Annotated in this window: 19 protein-coding genes, 1 tRNA gene and 3 pseudogenes; 9 read left to right on the plus strand and 14 right to left on the minus strand. The window is 67.6% G+C overall.

Going from position 1 to position 24,595, the window contains the following annotated elements; all coding sequences use genetic code 11:
* Positions 1 to 147: 147 nt before the first annotated feature.
* Entirely contained in the window at positions 148 to 4,308 is a 4,161-nt protein-coding gene (locus HS041_RS03210; protein ID WP_196439019.1) for a WGR domain-containing protein, read from the minus strand.
* Positions 4,309 to 4,445: 137 nt separating this feature from the next.
* Positions 4,446 to 6,056 (minus strand): ABC-F family ATP-binding cassette domain-containing protein, encoded by a 1,611-nt coding sequence (locus HS041_RS03215; RefSeq protein ID WP_196439020.1) that lies wholly within the window; start codon positions 6,054 to 6,056, stop codon positions 4,446 to 4,448.
* A 202-nt stretch (positions 6,057 to 6,258) separates the two neighbouring features.
* On the opposite strand from HS041_RS03215, the gene HS041_RS03220 reads away from it, so the two are divergent.
* From HS041_RS03220 to HS041_RS03230, 3 genes are all read left to right on the plus strand, one after another.
* Positions 6,259 to 6,852 carry a MarR family transcriptional regulator gene (locus HS041_RS03220; protein WP_196439021.1) on the plus strand — a complete coding sequence of 198 codons (594 nt, stop codon included), beginning with the start codon at positions 6,259 to 6,261 and terminating at the stop codon, positions 6,850 to 6,852.
* A 252-nt stretch (positions 6,853 to 7,104) separates the two neighbouring features.
* On the plus strand, positions 7,105 to 7,314 hold the full coding sequence (locus tag HS041_RS03225; RefSeq protein WP_196439022.1) for a hypothetical protein: 210 nt from the start codon (positions 7,105 to 7,107) through the stop codon (positions 7,312 to 7,314).
* A gap of 517 nt (positions 7,315 to 7,831) precedes the next feature.
* Complete coding sequence (locus tag HS041_RS03230; RefSeq protein ID WP_196439023.1) at positions 7,832 to 9,073, plus strand: cytochrome P450; 1,242 nt, start codon at positions 7,832 to 7,834, stop codon at positions 9,071 to 9,073.
* A 24-nt stretch (positions 9,074 to 9,097) separates the two neighbouring features.
* Here the strand turns inward: HS041_RS03230 and HS041_RS03235 are convergent, their stop codons facing one another.
* Together HS041_RS03235 and HS041_RS03240 are read right to left on the minus strand one after the other, a co-directional pair.
* Positions 9,098 to 9,394, minus strand: a complete 297-nt coding sequence (locus HS041_RS03235) for a hypothetical protein (protein WP_196439024.1) — start codon at positions 9,392 to 9,394, stop codon at positions 9,098 to 9,100.
* Positions 9,395 to 9,465: 71 nt separating this feature from the next.
* Entirely contained in the window at positions 9,466 to 10,347 is an 882-nt protein-coding gene (locus HS041_RS03240) for an alpha/beta fold hydrolase (RefSeq protein WP_196439025.1), read from the minus strand.
* A 255-nt stretch (positions 10,348 to 10,602) separates the two neighbouring features.
* Between HS041_RS03240 and HS041_RS03245 the strand changes: the two genes are divergently transcribed.
* The gene (locus HS041_RS03245) at positions 10,603 to 11,592 is read left to right on the plus strand and encodes an LLM class flavin-dependent oxidoreductase (RefSeq protein WP_196439026.1); all 990 of its coding nucleotides are present in this window, start codon (positions 10,603 to 10,605) and stop codon (positions 11,590 to 11,592) included.
* Positions 11,593 to 11,667: 75 nt separating this feature from the next.
* Here the strand turns inward: HS041_RS03245 and HS041_RS03250 are convergent, their stop codons facing one another.
* Complete coding sequence (locus HS041_RS03250; RefSeq protein WP_230878396.1) at positions 11,668 to 13,821, minus strand: transglycosylase domain-containing protein; 2,154 nt, start codon at positions 13,819 to 13,821, stop codon at positions 11,668 to 11,670.
* 485 nt (positions 13,822 to 14,306) lie between these two features.
* Here HS041_RS03250 and HS041_RS03255 point away from each other — a divergent pair, with 485 nt between their 5' ends.
* Complete coding sequence (locus HS041_RS03255) at positions 14,307 to 15,137, plus strand: PhzF family phenazine biosynthesis protein (protein WP_196439028.1); 831 nt, start codon at positions 14,307 to 14,309, stop codon at positions 15,135 to 15,137.
* 237 nt (positions 15,138 to 15,374) lie between these two features.
* On the opposite strand, the gene HS041_RS40365 is transcribed toward HS041_RS03255, so the two are convergent.
* Together HS041_RS40365 and HS041_RS40575 are read right to left on the minus strand one after the other, a co-directional pair.
* A complete protein-coding gene (locus HS041_RS40365) occupies positions 15,375 to 15,581 on the minus strand; it encodes a CPCC family cysteine-rich protein (protein WP_196439029.1) in 207 nt (68 codons plus the stop codon).
* A 17-nt stretch (positions 15,582 to 15,598) separates the two neighbouring features.
* A pseudogene (locus tag HS041_RS40575) lies at positions 15,599 to 16,117 on the minus strand (transposase family protein); the annotation flags it as partial.
* A 123-nt stretch (positions 16,118 to 16,240) separates the two neighbouring features.
* Here HS041_RS40575 and HS041_RS03265 point away from each other — a divergent pair.
* The gene (locus HS041_RS03265) at positions 16,241 to 16,846 is read left to right on the plus strand and encodes a MepB family protein (protein WP_196439030.1); all 606 of its coding nucleotides are present in this window, start codon (positions 16,241 to 16,243) and stop codon (positions 16,844 to 16,846) included.
* A gap of 166 nt (positions 16,847 to 17,012) precedes the next feature.
* Here HS041_RS03265 and HS041_RS40580 read toward each other — a convergent pair.
* From HS041_RS40580 to HS041_RS03275, 3 genes and pseudogenes are all read right to left on the minus strand, one after another.
* Positions 17,013 to 17,312, minus strand: a pseudogene (locus HS041_RS40580) (IS30 family transposase); the annotation flags it as partial.
* Positions 17,313 to 17,419: 107 nt separating this feature from the next.
* Positions 17,420 to 18,070, minus strand: a complete 651-nt coding sequence (locus HS041_RS03270) for an HAD family hydrolase (protein WP_196439031.1) — start codon at positions 18,068 to 18,070, stop codon at positions 17,420 to 17,422.
* A 225-nt stretch (positions 18,071 to 18,295) separates the two neighbouring features.
* Positions 18,296 to 19,099 (minus strand): hypothetical protein, encoded by an 804-nt coding sequence (locus HS041_RS03275; RefSeq protein ID WP_196439032.1) that lies wholly within the window; start codon positions 19,097 to 19,099, stop codon positions 18,296 to 18,298.
* Positions 19,100 to 19,254: 155 nt separating this feature from the next.
* Here HS041_RS03275 and HS041_RS03280 point away from each other — a divergent pair, with 155 nt between their 5' ends.
* Positions 19,255 to 19,710, plus strand: a complete 456-nt coding sequence (locus tag HS041_RS03280; RefSeq protein ID WP_196439033.1) for a hypothetical protein — start codon at positions 19,255 to 19,257, stop codon at positions 19,708 to 19,710.
* A 48-nt stretch (positions 19,711 to 19,758) separates the two neighbouring features.
* Here HS041_RS03280 and HS041_RS03285 read toward each other — a convergent pair.
* From HS041_RS03285 to HS041_RS03295, 3 genes and pseudogenes are all read right to left on the minus strand, one after another.
* Positions 19,759 to 20,226, minus strand: a pseudogene (locus tag HS041_RS03285) (Imm21 family immunity protein); the annotation flags it as partial.
* Positions 20,227 to 20,269: 43 nt separating this feature from the next.
* Positions 20,270 to 20,338, minus strand: a tRNA-Thr gene (locus HS041_RS03290).
* Positions 20,339 to 20,452: 114 nt separating this feature from the next.
* On the minus strand, positions 20,453 to 21,103 hold the full coding sequence (locus tag HS041_RS03295; protein ID WP_196439034.1) for an HAD family hydrolase: 651 nt from the start codon (positions 21,101 to 21,103) through the stop codon (positions 20,453 to 20,455).
* Positions 21,104 to 21,373: 270 nt separating this feature from the next.
* On the opposite strand from HS041_RS03295, the gene HS041_RS03300 reads away from it, so the two are divergent.
* Entirely contained in the window at positions 21,374 to 22,030 is a 657-nt protein-coding gene (locus HS041_RS03300; RefSeq protein ID WP_196439035.1) for a hypothetical protein, read from the plus strand.
* A gap of 442 nt (positions 22,031 to 22,472) precedes the next feature.
* The gene (locus tag HS041_RS03305; protein ID WP_196439036.1) at positions 22,473 to 23,312 is read left to right on the plus strand and encodes an ImmA/IrrE family metallo-endopeptidase; all 840 of its coding nucleotides are present in this window, start codon (positions 22,473 to 22,475) and stop codon (positions 23,310 to 23,312) included.
* A gap of 343 nt (positions 23,313 to 23,655) precedes the next feature.
* On the opposite strand, the gene HS041_RS03310 is transcribed toward HS041_RS03305, so the two are convergent.
* A complete protein-coding gene (locus HS041_RS03310; RefSeq protein WP_196439037.1) occupies positions 23,656 to 24,474 on the minus strand; it encodes a hypothetical protein in 819 nt (272 codons plus the stop codon).
* Positions 24,475 to 24,595: the final 121 nt, after the last annotated feature.

A 24,595-nucleotide genomic window follows, 5' to 3' on the forward strand; every position in this document is an offset into this window, starting at 1 on the left:
GACGCGCCGCGTCGAGGTGAACTCTTTAGGGATCCGCTCCGCCTCGCGTCCCCGGGGCCCGTCCCACCGCGCGCCCGCCGCGGCGCGCGGAGCGCCGGGCGGTCGGGGCCCGTACCCCTCAACCCCCTCCGTACCCCTCAGCGCCCCTCAGCGGCCGGCGCGCACGGTTTCGCGGTAACCCTCCTCCTCCTTGGCGGCGATCAGCTTGGCCGCCTTGCGGGCGGCGCGCGCCGGGTCGTCGTAGCGCCGGGTGCGTACGGTGCCCACCGCGCCGACCTTGCCCGTGCGGGTGGAGACGACGCCCAGGTCCCGGTCGTGGAAGAGTTCCCAGTAGCGCCGGGCCTTGCCCGGCGGCCGCAGCTCGAAGTAACGGCGGTCGGCGCCGGGGTTCAGCGGCTGACCGTGGTAGAGCTGCGCGACCACCGGCGCCGCCGCCTCGACCGCGTCGGCGAACCCGGCGAGGAACCGGGTGGCCAGCATCCACGGCAGCGACTCCTCCCACCAGAAGTCGTGGGAGCCCTCGGGCGCGTGGGTGAAGATCCGGCCCTCGTCGTCTTCGCGATCCGCCAGGACGGTGCGGACGACCGTCCCGTCGAGCGACTCGACCAGCACATCGAGCGTTTCGAGGGCGGGACGGGCGGTCTCGGCGAGGCCGGGCGGCATCGCACGCAGGTACGTCTCGCCCAGTTCCCGGGCGGCGGGACGGCGTGCCAGAAGCTGCGCCGGGGACAGCACACGCAGCCCGGCTCCGCCGCTGGACCAGCGCGCGTATCCGATCTCTCGCCAGAACGCGCGGAGCGCGTCCGGGACCGGGTGCCGCCGTCCGGCCTCGAAGGCGGCGATCTCCTCGTCGCCCACCCCCGTACCGAGCTCCACCTCGATCCCGCCGATCAGCTCGCCGTACCCGTGCGCGGTCAGGTAGCCGACGATCTCGGTGAGCGCCCGGACGTGCCACACGGCGTCGGCGGAGTCGTCGCGGATCCGGCCTCCGATCCACTCCCGCACGGTCATGTCCTCGGACCGGCGGTGTCCGTCCTGCCACTCCAGGCGGCTGAGGCCGGCGTTGCGGTCGCGCTGCCACTCCAGCTCCCGGCGCTGGTGCTCGGCGACCGCCTCCGCCTCCGTGGCGTAGCGGTGACCGTTGTGTTCGACGCGGTTGCCGAACACCGACAGGCGGTCGTCCCGGTGGTCACCGGGACGGTGTGCGGCGGGGATGTCGAAGGTCCGCGTGATCGCGCCCCTGCCCGGTACGTACCAGGGGCTCGACTCGGACATGCCGCTCGCCCCGATGCCGCTCCTCAGCCGTGTCAGGGCCGAGGCGGCGGCCACCGCATCCGGGAAGACCAGGCCGAGACTCCCGATGCGGGGGTCGTTGTTCCTGGACCAGGTGTAGGTGAGGCGGTCGCCGTAGCGGACGAGCTCGATGTACTCGTCCGCCCGGCGGTCCCAGAACAGCGCCCGTTCCGACAGTTCCACGACCCCCGCCAGGAAGTCCCGCATCCGGCCGGCCCCTGCCGGCCGGACCTGGAACGGCGGCTCGGTGAGCTCGTACCCGTCGAAGACGTGCACCCCGCCGCCGGTGTCGAGGAACCAGACCTCACCGCCGGCCGTGTCGTGCAGGAGCCGCCGGGAGACGGTCACCCCGGCGAGCACACCGAGGCTCCTGTCGGAGATCTTCCGGCGCGGCCTGCCCGCGGCGCGGGCCGCCACGCCCTTCTCGACCAGGCGGCGGCGCCGTTCGTCGGCCGCTCCGGACAGCACCGCGGCCAGCTCCCTGGCCGTTTCCCCGTCCTCCAGCGGGTTGTCCCACCGCCGCCCGCGCGCATGCCGGTCGGGCTCCAGCGGCGGCTCGGCGATGCCGGAAGCGAGCTTGTGGGCGGCCCTGACCAGGTCGTACGCCTGGGCCGCCAGGGCGGCTTCGATCCCGATCACGAGGGCGTACTTGAAGAACCGGCGGGCGAGCCGCCCGCGCGGCACCGGCCAGCCGACGATCTCCTCAAGCAGGTCGAGCTTCGGCGGGTCCTGCTTCACGAAGCCGGCCAGGGCGTAGGCGTAGCAGCCCGCGGCCATCCCGTCGCGCCGGTCACGCAGCTTCTCCATCACCTCGCGGTGCAGGTCGTCGCCGAAGACGTCGCCGATCGCGTTGCCCATCCGCCAGTACGACCGCCGCTCGGTGAACAGCCGATCGACCAGCGCCGTGCGCGACCTGGGCGTCTTCATATTGGAGACCGCGGAGTAGAGGTCGGCCACGAGGTCCTCGAGGATGTCGTCCTCGGTCTCGTCATCGTCGACGACCCGTCCGCCCCCGCCCACCGGTTCGGCGTAGCGCCGGCCGTACTCCTCCAGCGCCCCGATCACGTACTCCTGCGCGCCCACGTGGCCGAAGCGGTAGAGCTGGTGACCGGCGGCGTGGCGGGCGTGGGCGGAGGGGTGGGCGAGCTTGTTGCCGATCATCGCCCCGGCGGCCCGCACCGCCTGCTCACCGGTGAGACGCGGCAGGACGTACGTCTCCGGCTCGAAAGGGCAGAACAGTTCGTTCCACAGCGGACAGACGGTCGTATGGCCCGCGGGCAGCTCCGCCAGGCGCATGAGCCCGTCGAACACCCGCGGTTCGTGCGCGAACGGGGCGAGCGCCTTGAGCGCCGTCTCCTTCAGCTCCTCGACGTGGCAGGTGGCCACGAAGTCTCCGTCGTCCGGATCGGCCGTGTGCTCCAGCACCCACAGCAGCACGCCCACCAGGGGATGGTCGGCCGAATCGAGCTCGTCCGCCATGTCGGCCAGGACCTCCTCGCGGGAGGAGAGCGGCAGCGACTGCAGGCCCCTGGCGGCCAGCGCGGCGCCGTCGGCGTCGGCGAGCACGGCGCGGACGGCCCACGAGCCGACCTCGGCCGCATACTTGTCCACGTCGGCGCGGTGCAGCACCCGGCGCGCGACCACCCGGACCAGCTCCGGGTCGTCGATCCCCGCGACGACCTCGGCGTGGTCCTGCGGGCTGTCGATCAGCTTCATCAGGATCGGGCCGGACGCCCCGGCTGCGGCCTTGCGCCTCTCCAGCTCGTCGGCCGGCATGAGAAGCTCCTGCCCGGCCAGCTCCTGGACGCGCTCGGCCATGACGAGCACCCGCCGCAGATAGGGGTCTCTGCCGAGCAGGTGTCCCACCGCGGCGGCCAGCGGCTCGACCTCCCGCGCCAGGCGGTGGACCGGCCAGAGCGCGCTGAGCAGCCAGGGCCACTCGTCGTCGCCCTGCAGCGCCGAGCGCGCGAAGTCGTCGGCGTGCGCGCTCTCCGGCAGCCCCGCGCGCGCGGCGAGCAGCGCGGCCAGCGCGGACGTCCCCGGCCCGGGGTCCATCCGGGCGACCGCGGCGGCGACCTCGCCCTCGGTCAGCGTCCCGGCCTTCAGGCCGCCGTGCACGTGGGCGAACTTCAGCAGCGGCCGGGCCGAGGGGGCGATCTCCATGGCGGTCAGCGCGATGCGCGGCAGGTCCTCCTCCGGCGCATCGCCGCCCGCGTACATCAGCATCAGCGATCGGCGCGCCCGGAAACCCGGCACGACGGGCACGTCGCCGCCCAGCGGCAGCGCCCCGAAGGCCGACACGAACGCCTCGACCAGGGGCGTGCGCCCGCCGGCCCGGCCGATCGCCGCCAGCACGCTCGACCGGTGGTCGTCCATCGCCAGCAGCGAGGTGTGCAGCAGCCAGTAGATCGACAGGTGCGGGTCGTCCGCCAGCAGAGGCAGCTCGGCCGCCAGCGCCTCCTTCGCGTCCTCGTCCGTCGGCCACGCCGCGCGCAGGGCCCCGACGGCGTATCGCACCAGGTCGTCGTCGCTCTGCACCACTCTGCCCGCGCGGTCGCGCAGCGGCTGCGCCAGCAGCCAGACCAGCCACCGGTACCGCCTGGCCAGGGAGGCGGTGTCCGGGGTCCTGGCCGGTTCGTCCCGCTGCGGCTCCCGGGTGCGGTAGGCGTCGAGCAGGTCCCGCCCGCCGGCGCCGTCGGCCACCTCCCGGCTGAAGGCGAGCCAGTCGTCGAGGGAGTCGAAGCGCGGGCAGAGGTCGCGGGTCTCGTGGTCCTGCCACCACACCCGCCCGTCCCCGCGCATGTCCAGCACCGTGTAGTCGTCGCCCTCGTCGTCCAGGACGAAGAACCCCGCGAGGGTCTTGTCGATCGCCCCGAAATACGAGTAGTTGATGCCGAGGTGCGCCTCGACGAGGTCGTCGACGGACGGGTCGGTCAGGTTCTCGTCCGCCGCGGCCTGCGTCCGCACCGGGATCGGCAGCCCGTAGAACCGGGAGACCCGGTCGTGTTTTCCCATTGATGCGCCCCTGCCGATGAAGCGGTCCCCGCAGACCGCGAGCTCAAAAGGCAGACTTTACTCAGACAATCACATATCGGAAGGCGACATGATCAAGCCGGCCGCCCGGGACCGATTCCCGCTCACCGGGCGGGGCCTCAGCGCTGTCGGACCACCCGGGTCTCGTCCCAGACCGGCTCCGGCGACTCGTAGACCCGCCCGTCGGAGCCGAAGACCAGGTAACGGTCGAAGTCGTCGGCGAACCAGCGGTCGTGGGTGACCGCCACCACGGTCCCGTCGAAGGCGTCCAGTCCCTCCTGCAGCGCCTCCGCGCTGGCCAGGTCCAGGTTGTCAGTCGGCTCGTCCAGCAGCAGCAGCGTGGTCCCGGACAGCTCCAGCAGCAGGATCTGCAACCGCGCCTGCTGCCCGCCCGAGAGCGTCTCGAAGCGCTGCTCGGCGATGGTTCCGGCCAGCTCGTAGCGGGCCAGCGCCTTCATCGCCTCGTTCTTCAGCCTGGCGTGCTCGGTCATGACGATCTCGCACGGCGTCCGACCGAGCAGCTCGGGACGGGCGTGGGTCTGGGCGAAGTGGCCGGGGACGACCCGCGCGCCGAGCCTGGCGACCCCGTTGTGCCGGATCTCCTCCCCGGCGAGCAGCCGCAGGAAGTGCGACTTGCCGGAGCCGTTGGAGCCCAGCACCGCGACCCGCTCGCCGTACCAGATCTCCAGGTCGAACGGCTTCATCAGGCCGGTGAGCTCCAGCCCCTCGCAGATCACCGCCCGCTTGGCGGTCCGGCCGCCCTTGAGCCTCATGCTGATGAACTGGTCTCTGGCTGCGGCCTCGGGCGGCCCCGCCTCCTCGAACCTGCGCAGCCGGGTCTGGGCCGAGTGGTAGGCGGCGGCCATGGTGTCCATGTACTTGGCCTTCTGCTTGAGCATGTTCACCAGGCGCTTCAGCTTGGCGTGCTCCTCGTCCCAGCGCTTCTTCAGCTCGTCGAGGCGCTCGTTGCGCTCCCTCCGCGCCTGCGCGTAGGTGCGGAAGCCGCCGCCGTGGACCCAGACGTTCCCCGACTCGACGGTGACGATCCGGTCGGCCGCGTTGGCCAGCAGCTCCCGGTCGTGGCTGACCAGCACCACCGTCTTGGGCGTCTCCCGCAGCGCCTGCTCCAGCCAGATCTTGCCGGGCACGTCGAGGTAGTTGTCCGGCTCGTCCAGCAGCAGCGTCTGGTCGGGGCCGCGCAGCAGCGCCTCCAGCACCAGCCGCTTCTGCTCGCCGCCCGACAACGTGTTGACCTCGCGGTATTTGCACCGGTCGTACGGCATGCCGAGGGCCGCCATGGTGCAGGTGTCCCAGAGCACCTCGATGTCGTAGCCGCCCGCGTCGGTGTAGTCGGTGATGGCCTGCGCGTAGCGCATCTGCGCCTTCTCGTCCTCGCGCTCCATCATCACGAGCTCGGCGGCCTCCAGCCGCTCGGCGGCCTGCCGTACGCGCTCGGGGGCCACGCTGACCAGCAGGTCGTGCACGCTCCGTCCGTCGCGGATGCCGCCGACGAACTGCCGCATGATCCCGAGCCCGCCGGAGCTCGCGACGCTCCCCTCGATCGGCTGGAGGTCTCCCGCGATCAGCCGCATCAGCGTCGTCTTGCCCGCCCCGTTGGGCCCGACGAGCGCCGCCTTCACACCCTCACCGACCCGGAAGGACACATCGTCCAGCAACGGCCTGCCGTCCGGCAGCACATATGTCAGATGCCCGACCTCGACGTGTCCCACAGCACTTCCCCTACTCTCAGGTCCTCGCGCAGGGTACATGCGGTTTCGTGCACCGGCATCCGGATTTTCCACAGGTACGACGCAGCAGGGTTCTCGATATCACCCCGCAGCAGCGATCACACTTCTGAAAACGTGAGCGCTGTGAATCAGGTTGACCACTCCAAGTAGCAAGCATGCTATGGATGCATAGTACTATTCATCTATGAGGGAACTTCCGCCTCTGCTGCTTCCCCTGCTCCGATCCAACGCTGTCGGCGAGTTGCTCGCCTGGCTGTACCTCCACCCGGAGAATGAATATTCGACGACCGATCTCGCCCGGCGGACGGGTGCGTCCCAGCCGACCGTGAGCCGCGAAGCCGACCGGTTCGCCGCGGCCGGGCTGACCAAGGAGAGACGGCACGGCAACCTCCGTCTCATCCGCGCGGACACCGACACGATCGTCGCCAAGCCGCTCACCGATCTGTTGGCGGTGACCTTCGGTCCGGCAGCCGTCCTGCCGCCCCTCCTCCAGCCGATTCCCGGCATCGAGGAGGCGTACATCTACGGCTCCTGGGCTGCCCGGCATGCGAACCGTCCCGGGCCGATCCCCCGGGACGTCGATGTCCTTGTCGTGGGATCAGCCGATGAGGACGAACTCTACGATGCGGCGCGAGAAGCCGAACGGATCCTGGGCCGCGAGGTGAACATCAGTCGGATCTCTTCCGCGTCGTGGGCCACCGACCTGGAAGACCCGTTCGTGACGTCCCTGCGGAGCAAGCCCCTCCACCCCCTGATCCAGAACCGGAGCACAACGTGAGATGGATGCAAGGACGCGACCGGATCGACGCGATGCTGACCGCCGGCCAGTTGGAGCGGGTACCGCCGAGCCGGGAGCACGCCGACACCATGCTCGTCCAGGCCGAGCGGCATATCGCACATCGCCCGCAGCGGCATCGGGACAGACCCCACAGGGGCCTACCAGCTCGTCTACGACGCCTCCAGAAAAGCTCTTGCATCGATTCTGGAGAACCAGGGACTGCGCGTCACCAGCAGAGGCGGGCATCTCGCGGTGCTGGACGCGGTCACGGCTCAGCTGGATCCCCCGCTGGGTCAGGCGCTCCGTTCCTTCGACCGGATGCGCCGCCGCCGCAACAGCGCTGAATATCCTCGTCCCGAGACTCCGGAGATCACCTCCGACGACGTCATGCAGGACATGGAGAAAGCCGAGCAGTTCATAGCTCTCGCCGCCAAGGTGCTGGACCAGATGAGCCCGTACTGAAGCATTCGATCAGCTCGCGGTAGGCGTCCCTTGCATCGCACGCCGTATCGTCGGAGAACAGCGCGACTTCCCACGCTCCCATGAAGGCTCCCGGCGTCCTTGCAATCGCTCCGGCCCGTCCACTCCCAGCCCGCCTTAATGATCACACGAGGCTGGTTCTCTCTGTCAGGTTTCCCCGTTCAGTTCCGCACGACTGATCGGGGATACGCGGCAGGTCCACCATCGTGCACCCAGAAATCGCGGTTCACAGGGGGTCATATCCTGCACGTGGGCTGAGCGACCTCGACGTGTCCCACAGCGCTTCCCCCACTCTCAAGTCCTCGCGCAGGGTGCATGCCGGTTTCCCCCGCAGGCACCCGGATATCGGAGTACGGCTCCAGCCAGGTCGGCCGGCACCGGGACGGATCCGGCCGCCCCCCTGTCACGCGATCGGCCACAGCAGTGATCTGGAATCTTGAGCTCCGCCCGAATCCGCCCCACTATGAGGAGGACTCGACGTCTTCCGGCTGGAGTTGGCATGACGGCGACCGCGGGAACCCCCACCGTCCTGGAGCTGATCGGCATGCTGGTCGATCCTGCGGCACGGCCCGACCCCTATCCGCTCTACGCCCGCATCCGGGAGCTCGGGCCGGCGGTGCTGGACCTGGGCGGCGAGGAGGTCCCGGGCGTCGTGCTCTCCTCCTACCGGGAGTGCGAGGCGGTGCTGCGGGATCCGCGGATGAGCAGCCAGCGCAGCCGCAACCGGCGGCTGTCCGACCTGCTGCCGGCCGACGCGCCGTCCTCGGTGGGGCAGCGGTGGTTCCTCTCGCTCGACCCGCCGGACCACACGCGACTGCGGCGGCTGGTGTCGGCGGCGTTCACCGCCCGGCGGGTCGGACAGCTCGCGGGGCGGATCTCGGAGCTGGTGGACGGGCTGCTGGACCGGGCCGCGGAGCGGGAGGGGGAGTTCGACGTCGTCGAAGGTCTCGCGTACCCGCTGCCCATGACGGTGATCTGCGAGATGCTCGGCGTGCCGGAGGCCGACCAGGAGCAGGTGCGCGAGTGGTCCTCCCGGCTGACCCGGCTGATCGACGGCTTCGGCGCGACGCCCTCCGAAGAGTCGCTGCAGGGGCTGCTCGCCCTGAACGTCTACCTGAACGAGCTGGTCGGGAGCCGTCAGGCCGACCCGGGCGACGACCTGGTCTCCGCGTTGATCGCGGTGCGCGAGGACGGCGACTCCCTCAGCCACGACGAGCTGGTGTCCATCGTCGCCCTGCTCCTGGTGGCGGGGCACGAGACGACTGTGAACCTCATCGCCAACGGCGCGCTGGCGCTGCTGCGCCATCCGGACCACTTCGCCGCGCTGCGCGGGAGTCCGGAGCTTGCCGCCGCGGTGGTGGAGGAGACGCTCCGGTACGACCCGCCCGTGCAGATCACCGCCCGGGTGACCACGGAGGACATGGAGCTCTCCGGCGTACGGCTCCGGCGGGGCGCCCCCGTGGTCCTCCTGCTGGCCGCAGCGCACCGCGATCCGGAGGCGGCCGGGAACCCGGACCTCTTCGACCCGCGCCGTTCCGAGATCAGGCATCTGGCCTTCGGACTCGGCCCCCACTTCTGCCTGGGCGCGCCGCTGGCACGCCTGGAGGCTCGGCTGGCGCTGACCCGGCTCGCTCAGCGCCTGCCGGAACCGGCCCTGCTGCGGGACCCGCCGTACCGCGAGCACGTCAATCTGCGGGGACCGCGGAGCATCAGCGTGCCCCGGCCGGCATCCGCCGGGTGACCGCCGTACGGCTCGTCCCCTCCGTCAGAGATCCTCGTCGCGGATGACGTCGAGGTCGAGGAAGCGGGGCGGCCCGTCGCACAGGTCCTGCATCCGGCGGGACAGCGCGTCGGTCTCGGGCAGCCTGCTGTTGCGCATCGCCTCCTCGTAGGACGGGAACTGCACGATGGCCACGTAGTGGCCGGTGCGGCCGTGGTCGCGGGCGAGCGTCGTGTGCGTGGCCGTGGCCTCCCCCGCCGTCGACTCCCGCCACTCGTCCATCAGCTGCTGGACGTCCTGCTCGCGCTCGGTGTCGAACTCGATGACCTGAACGAAGCTCATGAGACTCTCCTTCTTGTGGTCGTCACTATCGACTCCACGCCCACCCGAAAGCACAAACAAGGAGAATCAGGTCAAAACGGGCCCGTCTTTCCATGGCCTGACGGGCCCCCGAGACGGGCGAGGAAGCGCGCGATGAGCGGAGCGATCTCGGGAAGCCTCTCCTCCAGGGCGAAGTGCCCCGTGTCGAACAGGTGCAGTTCGGCCTCGGGCACGTCCCGCAGGAAGGCCCGGGCGCCCTCCTCCACGAAGAAGGGGTCGCGGCGACCCCAGACGATCAGCGTCGGCGGCCGGTGCTCCCGGAGCCAGGCCTGCCATTCGGGATAGCGTGCGACGTTGTCCCGGTAGTCGAGTGCGAGGCTGATCTGGGCCTCCTTGCGACCGGGCAGGTCGAGGAAGTGCTGGTCGAGGGTCCAGCCGTCGGGAGCGATCAGAGCGGGGTCGTCCGCGCCGCCTTCGTACTGCCCTCGCGTGGCTTCGAGGGTCAGGATCGGCAGGATCTTCTCCTCCTCTCCCGGCCGGATGGCGATGAACTCCCGGGCCGCCTCGCTGAGCCCCTCCTCGTAGGCGTTGCCGTTCTGCACGACCAGCCCGGTGATCCGCTCCGGGCGCCGTACGGCCAGCCGGAGCCCGACCGGCGCCCCGAAGTCGAACACGTAGATCGCGAGCCGGTCCAGGCCGAGCCGATCCACGAACCCCTCGACCACGTCGGCCAGCCGGTCGAAGGAGTAGCGGAACCCCGCCGGGACCTCGGTGCGGCCGAACCCCGGGTAGTCGGGAGCGACCAGGTGGTAGCGGGTCCCGAGGGCGTCGATCAGCCGCGTGAACTGGTGCGACCCGGAGGGGAAGCCGTGCAGCAGGAGCAGCGTGGGGGCGTCGCGGGGACCGGCCTCCCGGTAGAAGACGCGCACCCCGTCCACGTCCGCGAACCGGTGGGCAACGTGCGGCACAGTCATCTCACGCACATCCTTCACTCGACGATGCATCGGTTATATCCGGCATGCTTCTAACGGGTCAATATGATTTTTGCCGTTAGAATCTCGAGCCTCCCGCCGTGCCGCGCACGTCGGCACCGGCCTGGGGCGGCGGCCGGGTGCGGGCGCCGGAATCGCCCCGAAATAACCTCGGCACCACCGCTGTTGCACAGCGTGCATCGGGACCACGGCGGTCCGGGCGCGTGTTCGTCTTTCCGCGTGAAAGGTCCCTCCCCCATGGTTCTCCCGCTCTCCATCCTCGACCTGGCGCACATCGGCAAGGGGGAGACGGCGAGCGACAGCCTGAGCGCGAGCGTGGACATGGCCCGGCGCGCCGAAGAGCTGGGCTACCGGCGGATCTGGTACGCCGAGCACCACAACATGCCGACCATCGCGTCCTCGGCGACCAGCGTGCTCATCGCCCACGTCGCCGCGCACACGCGGACGATCCGCCTGGGGGCCGGCGGGATCATGCTCCCCAACCACGCCCCGCTGACCATCGCCGAGCAGTTCGGGACCCTCGAGACACTGCACCCGGGCCGCATCGACCTGGGTCTCGGCCGGGCGCCGGGCAGCGACCAGCAGACCATGCGCGCCCTGCGCCGCGCGCCGGCGGCCGCGGACGACTTCCCGCAGGACGTCCTGGAGCTGCAGGGCTACCTGACCGGCCGGTCCCGGATCCCGGGCGTCGACGCGACCCCGGGCAAGGGCACCGACGTGCCGCTGTACATCCTCGGCTCCTCGCTGTTCGGGGCCAGGCTCGCCGCCGCGCTCGGACTTCCGTACGCCTTCGCCTCCCACTTCGCCCCGGACGCCCTCCAGGACGCCGTCGCCGTCTACCGGCGCGAGTTCAAGCCGTCCGCGCAACTGGACCGGCCGTACGTCATCGCCGGGGTCAACGTCATCGCGGCCGACACCGAGCAGGAGGCGCAGGAGCAGTTCCTGACCGCCAAGCGCAAGCGGGTGAGCCTGTTCCTCGGGCGGGGCCGGACGTTCACGCCCGAGGAGGCGGACGCGATCCTCGCGTCCCCGGCCGGGCAGCAGATCCTGCGGATGACCACGTACTCCGCCGTCGGCACCCCGGCCGAGGTGGAGGACTACCTCGGCCGGTTCGCCGGGCACGCCCAGGCCGACGAGCTGATCGTCGTCTCCGCGGCCCCCGGCAGGAAGGCCTGGCTGCGCTCCATCGAACTGCTGGCCGACGCCCACGGGCTGACCCCCGCCTGACGCCGGCCCCGGGCTCCTGCGAGGGGACCGGCACCGGTCCTCGGGGCAGCCGGGCCGGCGCAGGCGGCCCTCACGTCAGTCGTCGCCCCGGCCGAGGAGGACGTCCTGGCCGCCGCGGTCGCCACCGTCCTCGGCCGAGCCCTCAGCTTCGTCCCCGGTGCCGGTGTCCGGCGGGGGCGGCGCGGGCCGGCAGCTCCGGCCGCAGCCGCCGAACCGGGCGGGGTCGACCGGGGTGAACGGCGTCGGCTCGACGTTCTTCAGCGCCGCCAGCATCGTGTCCCTCCAGATCGGGCCAGGGATGCTGGCGCCGAACACCGAGCCGTAGTACCGGCCGCCGATCGTGACGCCGATCAGCTTGTGGTCCTGCGAGCCGCGCGGGTCGCCGATGCTGACCGCGCCGGCCAGGTCCGGGGTGAATCCGGCGAACCACGCGGTGGCATAGCTGTCGGTGGTGCCGGTCTTGCCGGCCGCGTCGCGGCCGATGCCGCCCACGGACCGCATCGTTCCCTCGGTGAACACCCCGGACAGCACGTCGGCCGCCGCGTCGGCGACCTCCGGGTCGAGCGCCTGGCGGCACTTGGGCCGATAGTTCGTGACCTTGCCGTCGCGATCGGTGATCCGGGTGATCGCCATCGGCGCGCAGTACTTTCCGCGCGCGCCGATGGCGGCGTAGGCGTTGGCCACGGTCACCGGGTCCATCTCGTTGATGCCGAGCGTGAACGTCTCGAACTCCTGGAGCCTCGCCCCGTCGGAACGGTGGATGCCCAGCGACTTGGCGATCTTGACGGTGTCGCAGAGCCCGACCCGCTGCTCCAGTTCCATGAAGAACGTGTTCACCGAGCCCCACGTGCCGGTCTGCAGGGTCTTCCAGCCGGGGCTGCCCTCGTCGTTGGTGACGGTGTGGTTCGGGTCGCCGATGGGCTCGCCCTTGCAGGTCTTGAACGCCGAGTAGCCCGGGGCCCGGTAACCGGCTCCGGCGTTGATGCCGTCGTCGAGCTTCATGCCCTTCTGCAGCGCGTTGATCAGCGTGAACGTCTTGAAGGTGGAACCGGCCTGGAAGCCGGTCCCACCCCCGTGCACGGCGTCCGCGACGAGGTTGTAGGAGACCTCGTTGCGAGTCTCGTCCGTGCCGTACACCCGGCTGGCGGCCATGGCCTTGATCGCCCCCGTTCCTGGCTGGACCAGGGCCTCGGCCGCCGCCGGGTTGTCCGAGGGGTGCACCCACTTCCTGATCGCCCGCTCCGCAGCCGCCTGCATCACCGGGTCGATCGTCGTCCTGATCGTCAGGCCGCCGCGGTTGAGGAGCTTCAGGCGGGCTCCGGCCGTGGGGCCGAAGTCCGGGTTGTTCAGGATCTCGCTGCGGACGTAGAGGCAGAAGTACGGATGGTCGCTGGTCTCGCAGCCACCGGGGAACTTCATCCCCTTGTAGCCGAGCTTGGCCGCCTTCGCCTTCGCCGCCTCGGCTTCGGTGATCGCGCCCAGCTCGGCCATCCGGTCCAGCACGACGTTGCGCCGCTCCAGCAACCGCTCGCGGTGCTCCCTGCCCAGGCGGGGGTCGGTGGCATTGGGGTTCTGTACGGCACCCGCCAGCGTCGCCGCCTGCGGCAGGGTGAGCTCGTCCGCCCCGACGCCGAAGAACCGCTTGGCCGCCGCCTCGACGCCGTAGGCGCTCGCACCGAAGTAGGCGATGTTCAGATACTTCTCCAGGATCTCGTCCTTGGAGTACTTCGCCTCCACCCCCATCGCGTAGCGCAGTTCGTTGAGCTTGCGCGCGTAGCTGGCCTCCAGCGCCTTGCCCTTCTCGGCGTCGGTCTCGGCGGAGTTGAACAGCACCTGCTTGACGTACTGCTGGGTGATGGTCGATCCCCCCTGGCTCACCCCGCCCGCCTGCAGGTTCTTGGCGAGCGCGCGGATCGTGCCCTCGATGTCGATCGCGCCGTGCTGGTAGAACCGGTAGTCCTCGATCGAGATGATCGCCGTTTTCATGATCTCGGCGACCCGATCCAGCCCGACGGCCTCGCGGTACTGCTCGTAGAACTGCACGATCTCGTTCCCCCTGGCGTCCAGCACGGTCGTCACCTCCGCCGGAGGGGGCTCGGGGAGGTCCATGGGCCTGAGATTCAGTTCGTCGACCGCCGTCATGAAGCCCAGACCCGCGCCGCCCAGGGCCGGCAGAGCGATCCCCGCGATCAGCGCGCCCGCCGCCGTCCCCACGGCGGCAAGACGCATGATCTTCGTTGCGACCCCCGATCGGCTCTCATCCCGTCCGGGCATAAGCCCACGCCGCATGCCGTGCCCCCGTTCTCGTCCCTCAGCAGGGAGGAGCAAAGCAGCTTCACCGGCTGATGTCCAATATCGATATCGATAGTGGATTTATATGGATTTACATATGGCCCCAGCTCGCATCGACCGGCCGTCCGGTGACGAGCGGGTTCAGCCGACCCACTGCCTGACCAGGTAACCGCTCCGGTCGCCGACGGTCGCCTCCTCCCCCTCCCCCTCGTCGCGGTACTCCCGCACGCGCTCGTCGATCCCCTGGACGGCCCCGCCTTCGTAGACGGAGATCTGGACGCAGTAGAACCCGCCCGCGGATCCGGAAGGGCTCAGGGGCCGGGATCGCGTCCCGGGACGGGCGCACCGCGCGGACGGGACTCCGCCCGCACAACGGCGGAGATCACGCGCGGCCTGTGCGGAGGAGATGCATACTCGGCGTCATGGTGCGCCCCTTCCAGCAGGTCGACGTCTTCACCACCACCCCCTACCGGGGCAATCCCCTGGCCGTCGTGCTCGACGGCCGGGGCCTGACGACCGAGGAGATGCAGAGGTTCGCGAACTGGACGAACCTGTCGGAGACCACCTTCGTGCTGCCGCCCGGCGAGCCGGGTGCGGACTACCGGGTACGGATCTTCACACCCGACTCGGAACTGTCGTTCGCGGGCCACCCGACGCTGGGCACCTGCCATGCCTGGCTGGCGGCGGGCGGCACGCCGCACGACCCCGAGGTGATCGTGCAGGAGTGCGGAGCCGGACTGGTGCCGATCCGACGCGGCGGTGAGGGACTGGCCTTCGCCGCACCGCCGCTGCTGCGTTCGGGGCCGGTCGAGGAGTCGCTGGTGGAGCGCGTCGCGCAGATGCTGGGCATCTCGCGCGGTGAGATCGCAGATGCCCGGTGGGTCGACAACGGGCCCGGGTGGGTGGGCGTGCTGCTGGAGAGCGCCGAAGCGGTCCTCGCTCTGACGCCGGGCCTCGTCAGCTGCGACGTGGGCGTGGTGGGACCCCATCCCCCGGGGTCGCCCGAGGCCTTCGAGGTGCGGGCGTTCTTTCCCCATAACGGTTGCACGGTCGAGGATCCGGTGACGGGGAGCCTGAACGCCTCGCTCGCGCAGTGGCTCATCGGCACGGGGCGGGCCGAAGCGCCGTACGTGGCCGCTCAGGGGACCGCGCTGGGGCGGGCCGGGCGGGTGCACGTCTCATGTGACCGGGACGGCACGGTCTGGGTCGGCGGCGGCACGGTCACCTGCATCGGCGGCGAGGTCGATCTGTGAGGAAGACTCCGGGAAGCCCGGTGCGGCTGACACCGCCGGCGGGAGCGCCGACGAGAAGGCCCCACCGGTGGGGGTCTTCCGACCCGGAGCCGCCCCGGGGAATCGAACCCCGGACCCCATTCATCACGAGCGGGGACACGATCGTCCAGGACCGTCCACGGCCGTCTTCCGGTCCTGGTCGAGTGGGGTCTACAGGGTTCCTCAGGCCACGGTCGTCCAGAGCTCTTCTTAGCAAGATCACTTGATTGGGTGCTCGTGTGGGAGAAGGTCACGCACCTTGGTGATGGACCGCTTACTGCTCGCGCCGAACCTGGCGGAGTTACGCCGTCCCCGGGCGAGGCTCAGCTCATCGTTGGGACCACCACGGACCTCGTCGGTGTCATGCTCGTCCTCCCAGAAGCACACCGGTGAACCGCGCCGGGTCTGGTGGAAGGCGGGGAACATCAGCGGAGCACATCACTTTCGCGCTCGTCGAGCTTGGGGTTCGCCAGAGCCCACAGGATCGGCATTCCGGTCGGGGTGCATACCAGGAGCAGGCGAAGGCCCCAGAAGAACCGGCTGTGGCTGGCGCAGTATCGTACCCGCCGGCCCAGCTGGCCATGTCCGAGCGTTTCACCGTCGGGCGCGAGCGACCGCATTCCACCGGGGTGGAGTCGACGATCCAGCGGCTGTCGAACCAGAAGCCGGTGCCGATGGCCAGCAGTCGTACGGCCTTCTTGACCAGCGGTAACGCAGCCCTCAGCCGCTTGTTCCAGCCCGGTTGCCTTGGCACGTACGGGAACATCCCGCCCAGGCGGGAGTCCACAAACCGCAGCCACCGCGACTCGGAGGTGAAACCTAGCATGGCCCGGGCAACGGCAAGCGTGACCAGCTCGGCATCCGTCAACCGTGGTGGACGGCCCCAGCCATCGATCCCCTCCGATCTCGTCGTCGATCTTCACGTAAAGCGCTGTCAGCGGGGCGTCCAGGCTGTTCGCCACATAACGATCTTGGATACCCTGGGCGTGTTCCCGGACACACCGTCAGCATTCGCATCACCGCGACGAGAACGCGGCCCTCGAGTCGAGCCGACTGCCTCCACCTACCCGTGGCAGGGTGGACGGATGACGACGAACCGCGAGTGCTCATCCGATCTCGAACCGTGGTTGGACACCGCCTCGGCCCACGGAGATCTCATTGCGGCGAAGGCGCTCATCTACGACCCCTGCGGGTTCACGTGCTCGCAGCCGGTGCCCGAAGCCGAGGGTGCCGCCTACGCCGCCCACGAGTTCACCCTTGACGGCCTATCCATCCGGTTCCGCGCAGCCAAGACGACCCCCACCAAGGTCGGCCAGTTCGTCACCGTCTGGAAGAGGTCCCCGGCCGGCCCCATCCAGCCCTTCGACGCCACGGACCCCGTCGACCTCTTCGTCATCAGTATCCGCGACCATCACCACTTCGGTCAGTTCGTCTTTCCCGTGGACGCGCTCCGCGAACACGGCGTCGTATCAGCAAACGGTTCCGGTGGGAAACGCGCCTTCCGTGTCTACCCGCCCTGGGTGATCACCACGAACCGCCAGGCCGGCAGTGCGCAGGCGTGGCAGGTGGACTTCTTCTTGAACCTGCACCAGGACAGGCCTTTCGACCTGGCCCGCGCCCAAGGGCTCTACCACCCGCAGGACGGCGCTGGCACAACCACAGGGCCGTCCAGCCGGTCACTCGATCACTGATCGCCTACGATCATTCGGAATGACTCGTCTAGTGCTCCCCGGAGACGGTGCCGTGTGCAATCCTCTCGGCTGTTCGCTGAGATCGGAGAGACACCGAGAGCCGCATCTCCTGGCTCTCGGCGTCGAAGATCACCCCATCACCGATGCCGGGCCCATGCGGGAGACCAGGACCGGCCGGCAGCCGTCGACACCAGCGGTGCCCGTGATGCCCAAGCTCTCCGCGCAGTGTGGCGATGCGCTGGCGTTCCAGCAGCGACAGGTAGCGATCGAAGCGTGCCGACTCGGCCAGGCGGGTCGGTGGAAGCCCGCCGTTCTCCGCTCGCCATCGGCATCCGGTCTTGCGGCCGATACCGACCTGTTTGCACGCCTTCACCGTTCCTACCCCGGAAAGGATCAGCCGCCAGTACTCCGACTCGAGCTCGAGTCACCGCTTGGGTTCGCGAACAGCCATCAACACGCCCATCATGATCAGGTGTGTTGCGGCAAACACCAGAGCCCGCGCGTCGTCTGGAAGTCAGTTTTCACGGCGCTGCTGTACAGCACTCCTCCATAGGAGGCGGCATGGTCTCTTGGTCAGCGCCCGCTGTGCAGGATCTCCATCGCTTGGAGCACGTCCGTGACAACGTGGTCCGCCCTGTGCTCCTGATCCGGCCACGTTCCCCGGTCGACCCAGACCGTACGCAGGCCGGCGGCTCGTCCCCCGCCGATGTCGGCGACCAGGTGGTCACCGATCATCCATCCTCCATCGGCAAGGCTCATCCCGCACCGCTTGGCGGCGATCTCGAACAGACCGGCATCGGGCTTGCGGATGCCTTCGAGCCCGGAGAGCGCGTAGGCGTCGACGGCCTCGGCCAGGCCCGTCCGCTGAATCTTCCCGAGCTGGTTGTCCGCCGTCCCGTTGGTGACGATGGCCACCTTCCATCCGGCCGCGCGAAGCCTCTCCAGCCCTTCCCTCACCTCGGATCGGCAGCGGACAAGAGACGGCATACGCTTGCGGTAGCGGCTCCACAGCTCCTCAACCGACTCGGAGAGGGCGAAGTGCTCGCGAACCTTGCCGAAGAAGACCTCACGATGCGGGTAACCCGCCTGGTCGAGAGCGAGCAGCCAGTCAACCGCACCCGGCTCAAGACCGTGCTCCTCGACGAACCCAGCAGTCCACACCCGGAACGCCTCGCCCAGGTTCACGAGCGTGTTGTCCAGGTCGAAGAGCGCCAACCGTTGCACGCCAACACCCTACGTGCACACCTTCCGATGGATCATCCGCGCTATGGAGCGAGGACTACCCGCACTTCGGCAAGGGCGGCGGCTGAGACCGGGGCCGACATCGCAGGGTGATACCCGGCCTGCGGTCCGACCTCTCGTCAATTCTCAATGTCTCCGGCCGTCTCACACTCTCGTGTGTCCTCGTTGTGCCCTGCCCGCGGAGATCCAGGTCATCTCCCATCTCGCTCACGCGTAGTCGGCGCGCGGCTGGACGATGCCGGGCCCGCCCGTGTGCGGCGTCGGCACATAGCCCTCCGCGGGAGCCGGAAGAGCATCGATGCAGGCGGGTGAGCAGGCGTTGACCAGGAGAGGCAGCACATCGGTGCCGACCCGCAAGGAGATCCAGACCTGGTGGAGCCCGGCCGCTGCGATCGACCGGTCGCAGACGCTGCACGCCCCGATCGCGTCGGTACCCCACACCCTGGGGTCGAGATCGCTGGTGTCGAGGTCGCGGGTCGATTCCCTGCCCGGCTGGAGGGGAGGGAACGGCGGACGGATCTTGACGTTGCCGTACAGCGAGCGGGTGCTGACCGTGCTACCCCTCAGCTGCGGGCACCGGGTCAGCTCGTAGGGGAACCAGTGCAGGCGGTGCGAGGTGTAGGGGGTGAACTGCCGCAGGCCGGTCATGGAGCCGATCTCCGGCGGGATGCGCACCAGGTTGCTGCCGTAGAGCACCAGGTGTTTGACCTCGGTGAGTTTGGCGATGGTCGGAGGCAGGGTGATGATCTGGCGCCGTTCGTCCGGGCTGAGCTCGGCCAGGGGCCGGAACTCCTCCCGGCCGTCGGCCGCCGCTTCCTCCACGAGATCGAGCAGGCGGTGCCACGCAGCAGACGCCGTGTCCTGACGTTCGGCGTGGAAGCGCACCACGCGCGGCCGTCGGCGGACCCTGTGCTGGTCGAAGCACCGGCAGATCTCCTTGCCGGCCACCCGTCCGCCTCCACCGACGGCACCGGCCGGTCGGCTCGCGGGCGGGGTGGCGTCGTCCTGCATAGACGCACGCTAGCGTGATCCGTCCTGACTCGATCAACCGCCGCGGCGAGCCGCACGAGATGTCCCCCGGCTTGTGCGGCGTCATCCGGGCAGACCGGCACGTCCCGATCCTGCAGGAGGAAGCGTTGTCGTGCCCGGTGGGTACCCTCCCGAGCGTGGCAGTACCCGAGCTCATCCCCATCGCATACGAACCCGACTATCACACCGACACGATCGGCCACTGGGACGGCGGACAGTTCCTCGGCTCCGTCGTGACCGCCTTCCCCGAGGGCTACACCCACACCGACGACTGGCCGGCGCACGAACGCTGGTACGCCGTTCTGCACACCTTCGACGCCTCCGGCCACCATCTCGGCTCCCGCATCGAGCGCACCGGAACCGAAGCCGACCATCGGGCGTCCGCCGACACCGCCCAGGACCTGGTGAAGCGGTGGCTCGATGCGCTCCCCGGCCACCGCTTCGGCGACATCGCCATCCGACCCTTCCGGTACGAGTTCGACGGCGTGCTGTTCGGCCTCGTCATCGAGACCTTCGAAGGCGACCAGCACGCCGAGCTCTATCCGGAGGGCATCGGCTTCTACGAGCCCTGGGACGGGTCCTACGACACCTGACCGCTTGGTCCGTATGGCGGGGTACCGGCGTGCAGCGTGCCCAGGGGTTCAGGGTGTCGGCTGGAGGTGGACGAGGATCATCCGGTTGTCCTCGTCTTGCCTGTAGGTGGCGCGGACCCTGTACCGGCCGGGTTCGAGATCGATGGTGAGCCGGTCGGCAGCCTCCAGCTCGGCGCCGGGAATCGTGGAGTCGAAGGGCACGACCGCCTCCTGTACCTGCCAGATCAGGTCTTCTTCACCGTCCCAGTCCGGTTGCCCGGTGAGGGCTCGCTTGGCCGCCGCGACCGACTCGGTTTCGGAGTATGCGGCGGCCCAGCGCACGAAGAGGCGTTCAGTCGTCAGGTAGGTCGTCATGGCCGGTTCGTCGCCGAGGACGAGGGCCTGTTGCGTACCGACGGCGATGAGGCCGATGTAGCCCTCAACGGCACAGGCGCGACCGTAGTCACCCCAGGTCTCTACGGGACCGTCGTTGTCGTCCACGCCCGCCCAACTGCGCGGTCCAGACTCAGGAATCGGAAAAGGCCCTCCGGGATCATCCCGGAGGGCCTTTCACCTGCGGAGCCGCCTTGGGGAATCGAACCCCAGACCCCTTCATTACGAGTGAGAGGCGGTGCCCAGGTCGGCGGGCTCGCGCCCTGGCCGGACGGTAGGTACGGGCCGGTGGGGTGTGATCGTGTAAGGCGGTGTTGCTGTACGGCGCTGCTGTACAGCACTTCCCGTGAGCTGCGGGGTGATCTCCCGGTCAGCGCTCGCTGTGCAGGATCTCCATCGCCTGGATTACGTCGGTGACGACGTGGTCGGCCTCGTGCTCCTGGACCGGCCGCGTTCCCCGGTCGATCCAGACGGTGCGGAGGCCGGCGGCTCGTCCCCCGCCGATGTCCTTGACGGGATGATCACCGACCATCCACCCGCCATCGGCCAGACTCATGCCGCACCGCCGAGCGGCGATCTCGAACAGGCCGACATCGGGCTTGCGGATGCCTTCGGCTCCGGAGAGCGCATAAGCGTCGACGGCCGCGGCCAGGCCTGTCCTCTGGATCTTGCCGAGCTGGTTGTCCACCGTTCCGTTGGTGACGATGGCCACCTTCCACCCGGACGCATGCAGCCGCGCCAGCCCGTCCATCACCTCAGGCCGGCAGCGCACCAGATACGGCATGCGCCTGCGGTAACGGCCCCACAGCTCCTCAACGGTGCCGGTGAGAGCGAAACGCTCACGGACCTTGCCGAAGAAGACCTCACGATGCGGATAGCCGGCCTGGTCGAGAGCGATCAGCCAGTCGATCGCCTCGTGCCCGAGGCCATGCTCGTCAATGAACTCCGCAGCCCACATCTGGAATGCCTCATCCAGATTGATGAGCGTGTTGTCCAGATCGAAGAGCGCGAGCCGCTGCACGCCAATACCCTACGTGCACGTCTTCCGATGGATCACCCGCGCTACAAACTGAGGACTACCAGCACTTCAGCAAGGGCGGCGGCTGAGACCTGGGCCGACGTCGTGGGATGGCCCCTGACCTGCGGTTCAGCATCTCATCAGTTCCCGGTGTTTCCCACCGTCTCACACTCTCGTGTGCCCTCGTTGCGCCCTAGGCAGCTAGAGGCGAAGTCGGCAAGGTGCTTCCAAAGCGAGTTGCAAGTGTAGGTAAGGCATGGAAATATTTCCCGGGTGAACCTACACCCCCGTGACGTCGTCCAAGAGATCTTGAAGCGGCACCTCAACACGCTCGGGAAGGCACGACACCTTCTCGATGAGGGCATCCAGTACACGGCAGCTCAGTGGGAAGACAAGATCCCCAGGTTCCGGGAGATGGACGCCTGCGCCAGGGCGAGCGACATCCGCCAGTACGTCAGTGCTTGCTGGGCTCGCTCCCCGAAAGACACTCTCGACTTGGAGGTCCGCTTCAACAACGGCCTCCTGCTGCACGACGACTCGGCCGGTAGGCGCATGAGGGTGAAGACTCGCCCACGCAGCCCCAAGACCGGTGCACCCCTTCCCGTCACCGACGCCTCACCCCAGATGGATTTGTTCGGCAACGTGGTTTCCCCTGCCCTGTACGAGATAGCAGTGTTGTGGTCAATCGACTTCCGTACCGCAACCTTGGGCGCGGCCACCCTCGCAGCCGTGGACTTCGGCATCGACGACAACGGACCCGTGTTCATCTACGCCGAAGAGGAGATCCCGGCCCTTTCGGCCGGTGACGACAGAGGGGGCGAGGAGGGCGGGCAGCCTGCCGACCCGCAGCCTGCCGGCTTCGGTCCCACCGATGACTTCAACGAATTCCTGGGCGACCAGGAGGAAGATTTCGGCCCCAACCCGGCCTAACCGTAAAACAGGGTGCGCCTACCCAGCGCACCCTTCCAGATACTGTGAGTAATATATAATTATGTCTATGATTTATGGAGACCGAATTCGTCAAGCGCGGATCCTTCGACAGGAAAAGGTTGGCGATATAGCCGGCGTCCTCTCATGCAGCCCTTCCACTCTATCGAAGTGGGAGCGGGCTGAGAGGTTCTACATGCCTCCCGATAAGCTCGCTCTTCTAGTGAGCCACCTACGATTCCCGTCTGAGTTCTTTACATATCCTCCCAGCGCCCCCATCACGGATACGGACCTCCTATTCAAAGCACCTAAGAGTACTTCCAAGAGAGAGAAAGATTTCCTTCGGGAATTCATGCACTTCATCTCGGAGATTATAGGTTGGCTGGACAACCGGCGCCCTCTCCCACCCGTGGTGATTCGACCACAGCGAGCAGACTCTACCTCCATGGAAGAGATAGCAAGAGAGGTTCGCAAGAGCATCGGCCTTAGCATCAACGAGCCAATCGACTATTTAACGCATCCGATTGAACGCGCTGGCGTCGTCGTTGCAGTGCGGCGCCGGAAGATCAGCGAAGCTTCCATGGATGCTGACGACTCCCCTGGACCGCGCGAGCGCCATGAAGGATGCTCGACATGGGTGGGAGAGTTCCGGGAACGACCTCTAATCATGATGCGTGCGGTAGACACCTGGGAAAAAACACGATGGGTTCTTAGTCATGAACTCGGCCACATCGTGCTTCATGCTGGCCGCATGCCCGTAAATGAAACGGCAGAGGAAGAAGCTAGCCAATTTGCTAACGAATTCCTTGCACCCATCGAGTCAGTTACAAATGATCTACCGAGAACAATCACTCTCGCTGCACTCGCAAAGGCGAAAATGAAGTGGGGCATCTCTATTTCTGCTCTTATTCGCCACTTGCACCACAATAAGGTGATTAGCGACCAGCGAAAGCAAACTCTTTACGCGCAACTATATACGCGCAGAAATCCCGAAACAGGTCGTTCTTACGGGGTGACGGAACCAGGATGGGATGCACGCGTTCCCGAAAGGCCCAGGCTGATAGCCGCATGGTTAAGCCATACGGTAGGCAGCACAATCCCGGAGATAGTTTCCCACACCTCTGAGATCTGGCCTTCGGATCTACTCTCTGAGGTCATTGCTGAACAGAGATCTGCTCCAGCGCGCGCCCGGTTTACAGGAAAACCAAAGGTCACACCGCCTAGCGGAGCCCAGATAATTCCTATGCCTACCCGCGGCAGCTTCGGGAGTCGCCAAGCCCAGTAAATACGATCTTCCTGTCGCCATACAGTCCAAGGCGAAACCAAGATCGCGATTTCAAAGTTTGCGATGCGGTCCGCTTCCAAGGCGGGCCGCTAACAAATTAACCCCCTCGATAGCGCACTCATTTATTCTCCGGCAATGCGTCCTTTATTGCAGGGCCCAGGTCCGGGATATACGATGGGCGGGGCGCGTTAACCCGGTCCGGAGCGATCGCCGGCGCGAACGGCGAGTAGTGGACACGACAGCGGGCGCGCCGGGGGTTGCTCCGGCGCGCAGGGGTCTGGGGGCTGCGAAGCCCCCCAGCGATAGCGGTGCCCAGCCCGGCCATCGTCCGAACATGCCATTTTTAACGCCCCTCAAGCCGTGAAATGTGAAGTCGAATCAGTGAAATTATTCTTTCCAGCTCGGCTCGATCAACTCTTCCTCTAAATCCATGCGCTACATTGTTGCGCATTTGCAGAATCTCTCGCAGTTCCGCGACTTCTTGCTCACTCAAGCTCGCCTGCTTTGAGTATGTTTGAATCAGCTGGCCAACCCCGATATATCTGCGTGAATCCTTAGACTGGCTTCCGTATCGATCAAGAAGCATCTTTTCCAGGTGAGCCCACCCGAAGATTAGCTGAGCTTGCATTCCGGAGAGTGCTGCTAGCTCGACTGCATTTGAAGCCTTTTCCCTGGCGCGATAACTCGAAGTTGCAGCACGCACAGAGAATATCGCGGTCGCTGTCGCGGCAAGCGAAACAAGGATTCCCAGAGACGATGCGAGTTGATCGGCCTCGCTAAATCCACGATTAACTGCTATAAGAACAGTTGCAGCAAGAACTAGTACCGCCAACGCAGCCGCTGATATTGCAATAGCGGTTCTTTGAAATCGATGACGATTGATTCTAACCTGACTCGCCGCCGCCTCTTGGTTGATCGCGAATCCAATTTGATCCAAAGCTGAAATTATCTCTTGCAATGTGATTTCTTTAGATGATGTGACGCGAGAGGCCTGCTCTTTACGTGCAATCTCTATGAGACTGCTACGGAACTCAGCTACCGACTGATCGAGAAGCTCCTCAGCTTCTCTAGTCATAGCCGGGTCTCCTGATGACGGTTCGCGTATATCATTATCGGTCATCTTGAGCCCCAATGTATGCTTAGCAGCAGAAGAACCGCACATACAACAAACCCTATGGCACCCCAAGGTGTGGTGATATTGTTAACGAAAACACCACCAACAAACGTTGAGGACCCACCAACGACTGCAGCAATTACCTGTTTCTTATCTGGACTCCGGCGCA

The organism is Planomonospora sp. ID67723 (assembly GCF_015711605.1).
Classification (GTDB): domain Bacteria; phylum Actinomycetota; class Actinomycetes; order Streptosporangiales; family Streptosporangiaceae; genus Planomonospora_A.

Coding starts and splice junctions, on each gene's coding strand:
- HS041_RS03210 (WP_196439019.1), bottom strand. CDS start 4,308: ATGGGAAAACACGACCGGGTCTCCCGGTTCTACGGGCTGCCGATCCCG.
- HS041_RS03220 (WP_196439021.1), top strand. CDS start 6,259: ATGAGGGAACTTCCGCCTCTGCTGCTTCCCCTGCTCCGATCCAACGCT.
- HS041_RS03230 (WP_196439023.1), top strand. CDS start 7,832: ATGACGGCGACCGCGGGAACCCCCACCGTCCTGGAGCTGATCGGCATG.
- HS041_RS03235 (WP_196439024.1), bottom strand. CDS start 9,394: ATGAGCTTCGTTCAGGTCATCGAGTTCGACACCGAGCGCGAGCAGGAC.
- HS041_RS03240 (WP_196439025.1), bottom strand. CDS start 10,347: ATGACTGTGCCGCACGTTGCCCACCGGTTCGCGGACGTGGACGGGGTG.
- HS041_RS03245 (WP_196439026.1), top strand. CDS start 10,603: ATGGTTCTCCCGCTCTCCATCCTCGACCTGGCGCACATCGGCAAGGGG.
- HS041_RS03250 (WP_230878396.1), bottom strand. CDS start 13,821: ATGCGTCTTGCCGCCGTGGGGACGGCGGCGGGCGCGCTGATCGCGGGG.
- HS041_RS03255 (WP_196439028.1), top strand. CDS start 14,307: ATGGTGCGCCCCTTCCAGCAGGTCGACGTCTTCACCACCACCCCCTAC.
- HS041_RS40365 (WP_196439029.1), bottom strand. CDS start 15,581: ATGTTCCCCGCCTTCCACCAGACCCGGCGCGGTTCACCGGTGTGCTTC.
- HS041_RS03265 (WP_196439030.1), top strand. CDS start 16,241: ATGACGACGAACCGCGAGTGCTCATCCGATCTCGAACCGTGGTTGGAC.
- HS041_RS03275 (WP_196439032.1), bottom strand. CDS start 19,099: ATGCAGGACGACGCCACCCCGCCCGCGAGCCGACCGGCCGGTGCCGTC.
- HS041_RS03305 (WP_196439036.1), top strand. CDS start 22,473: ATGGAAGAGATAGCAAGAGAGGTTCGCAAGAGCATCGGCCTTAGCATC.
- HS041_RS03310 (WP_196439037.1), bottom strand. CDS start 24,474: ATGTGCGGTTCTTCTGCTGCTAAGCATACATTGGGGCTCAAGATGACC.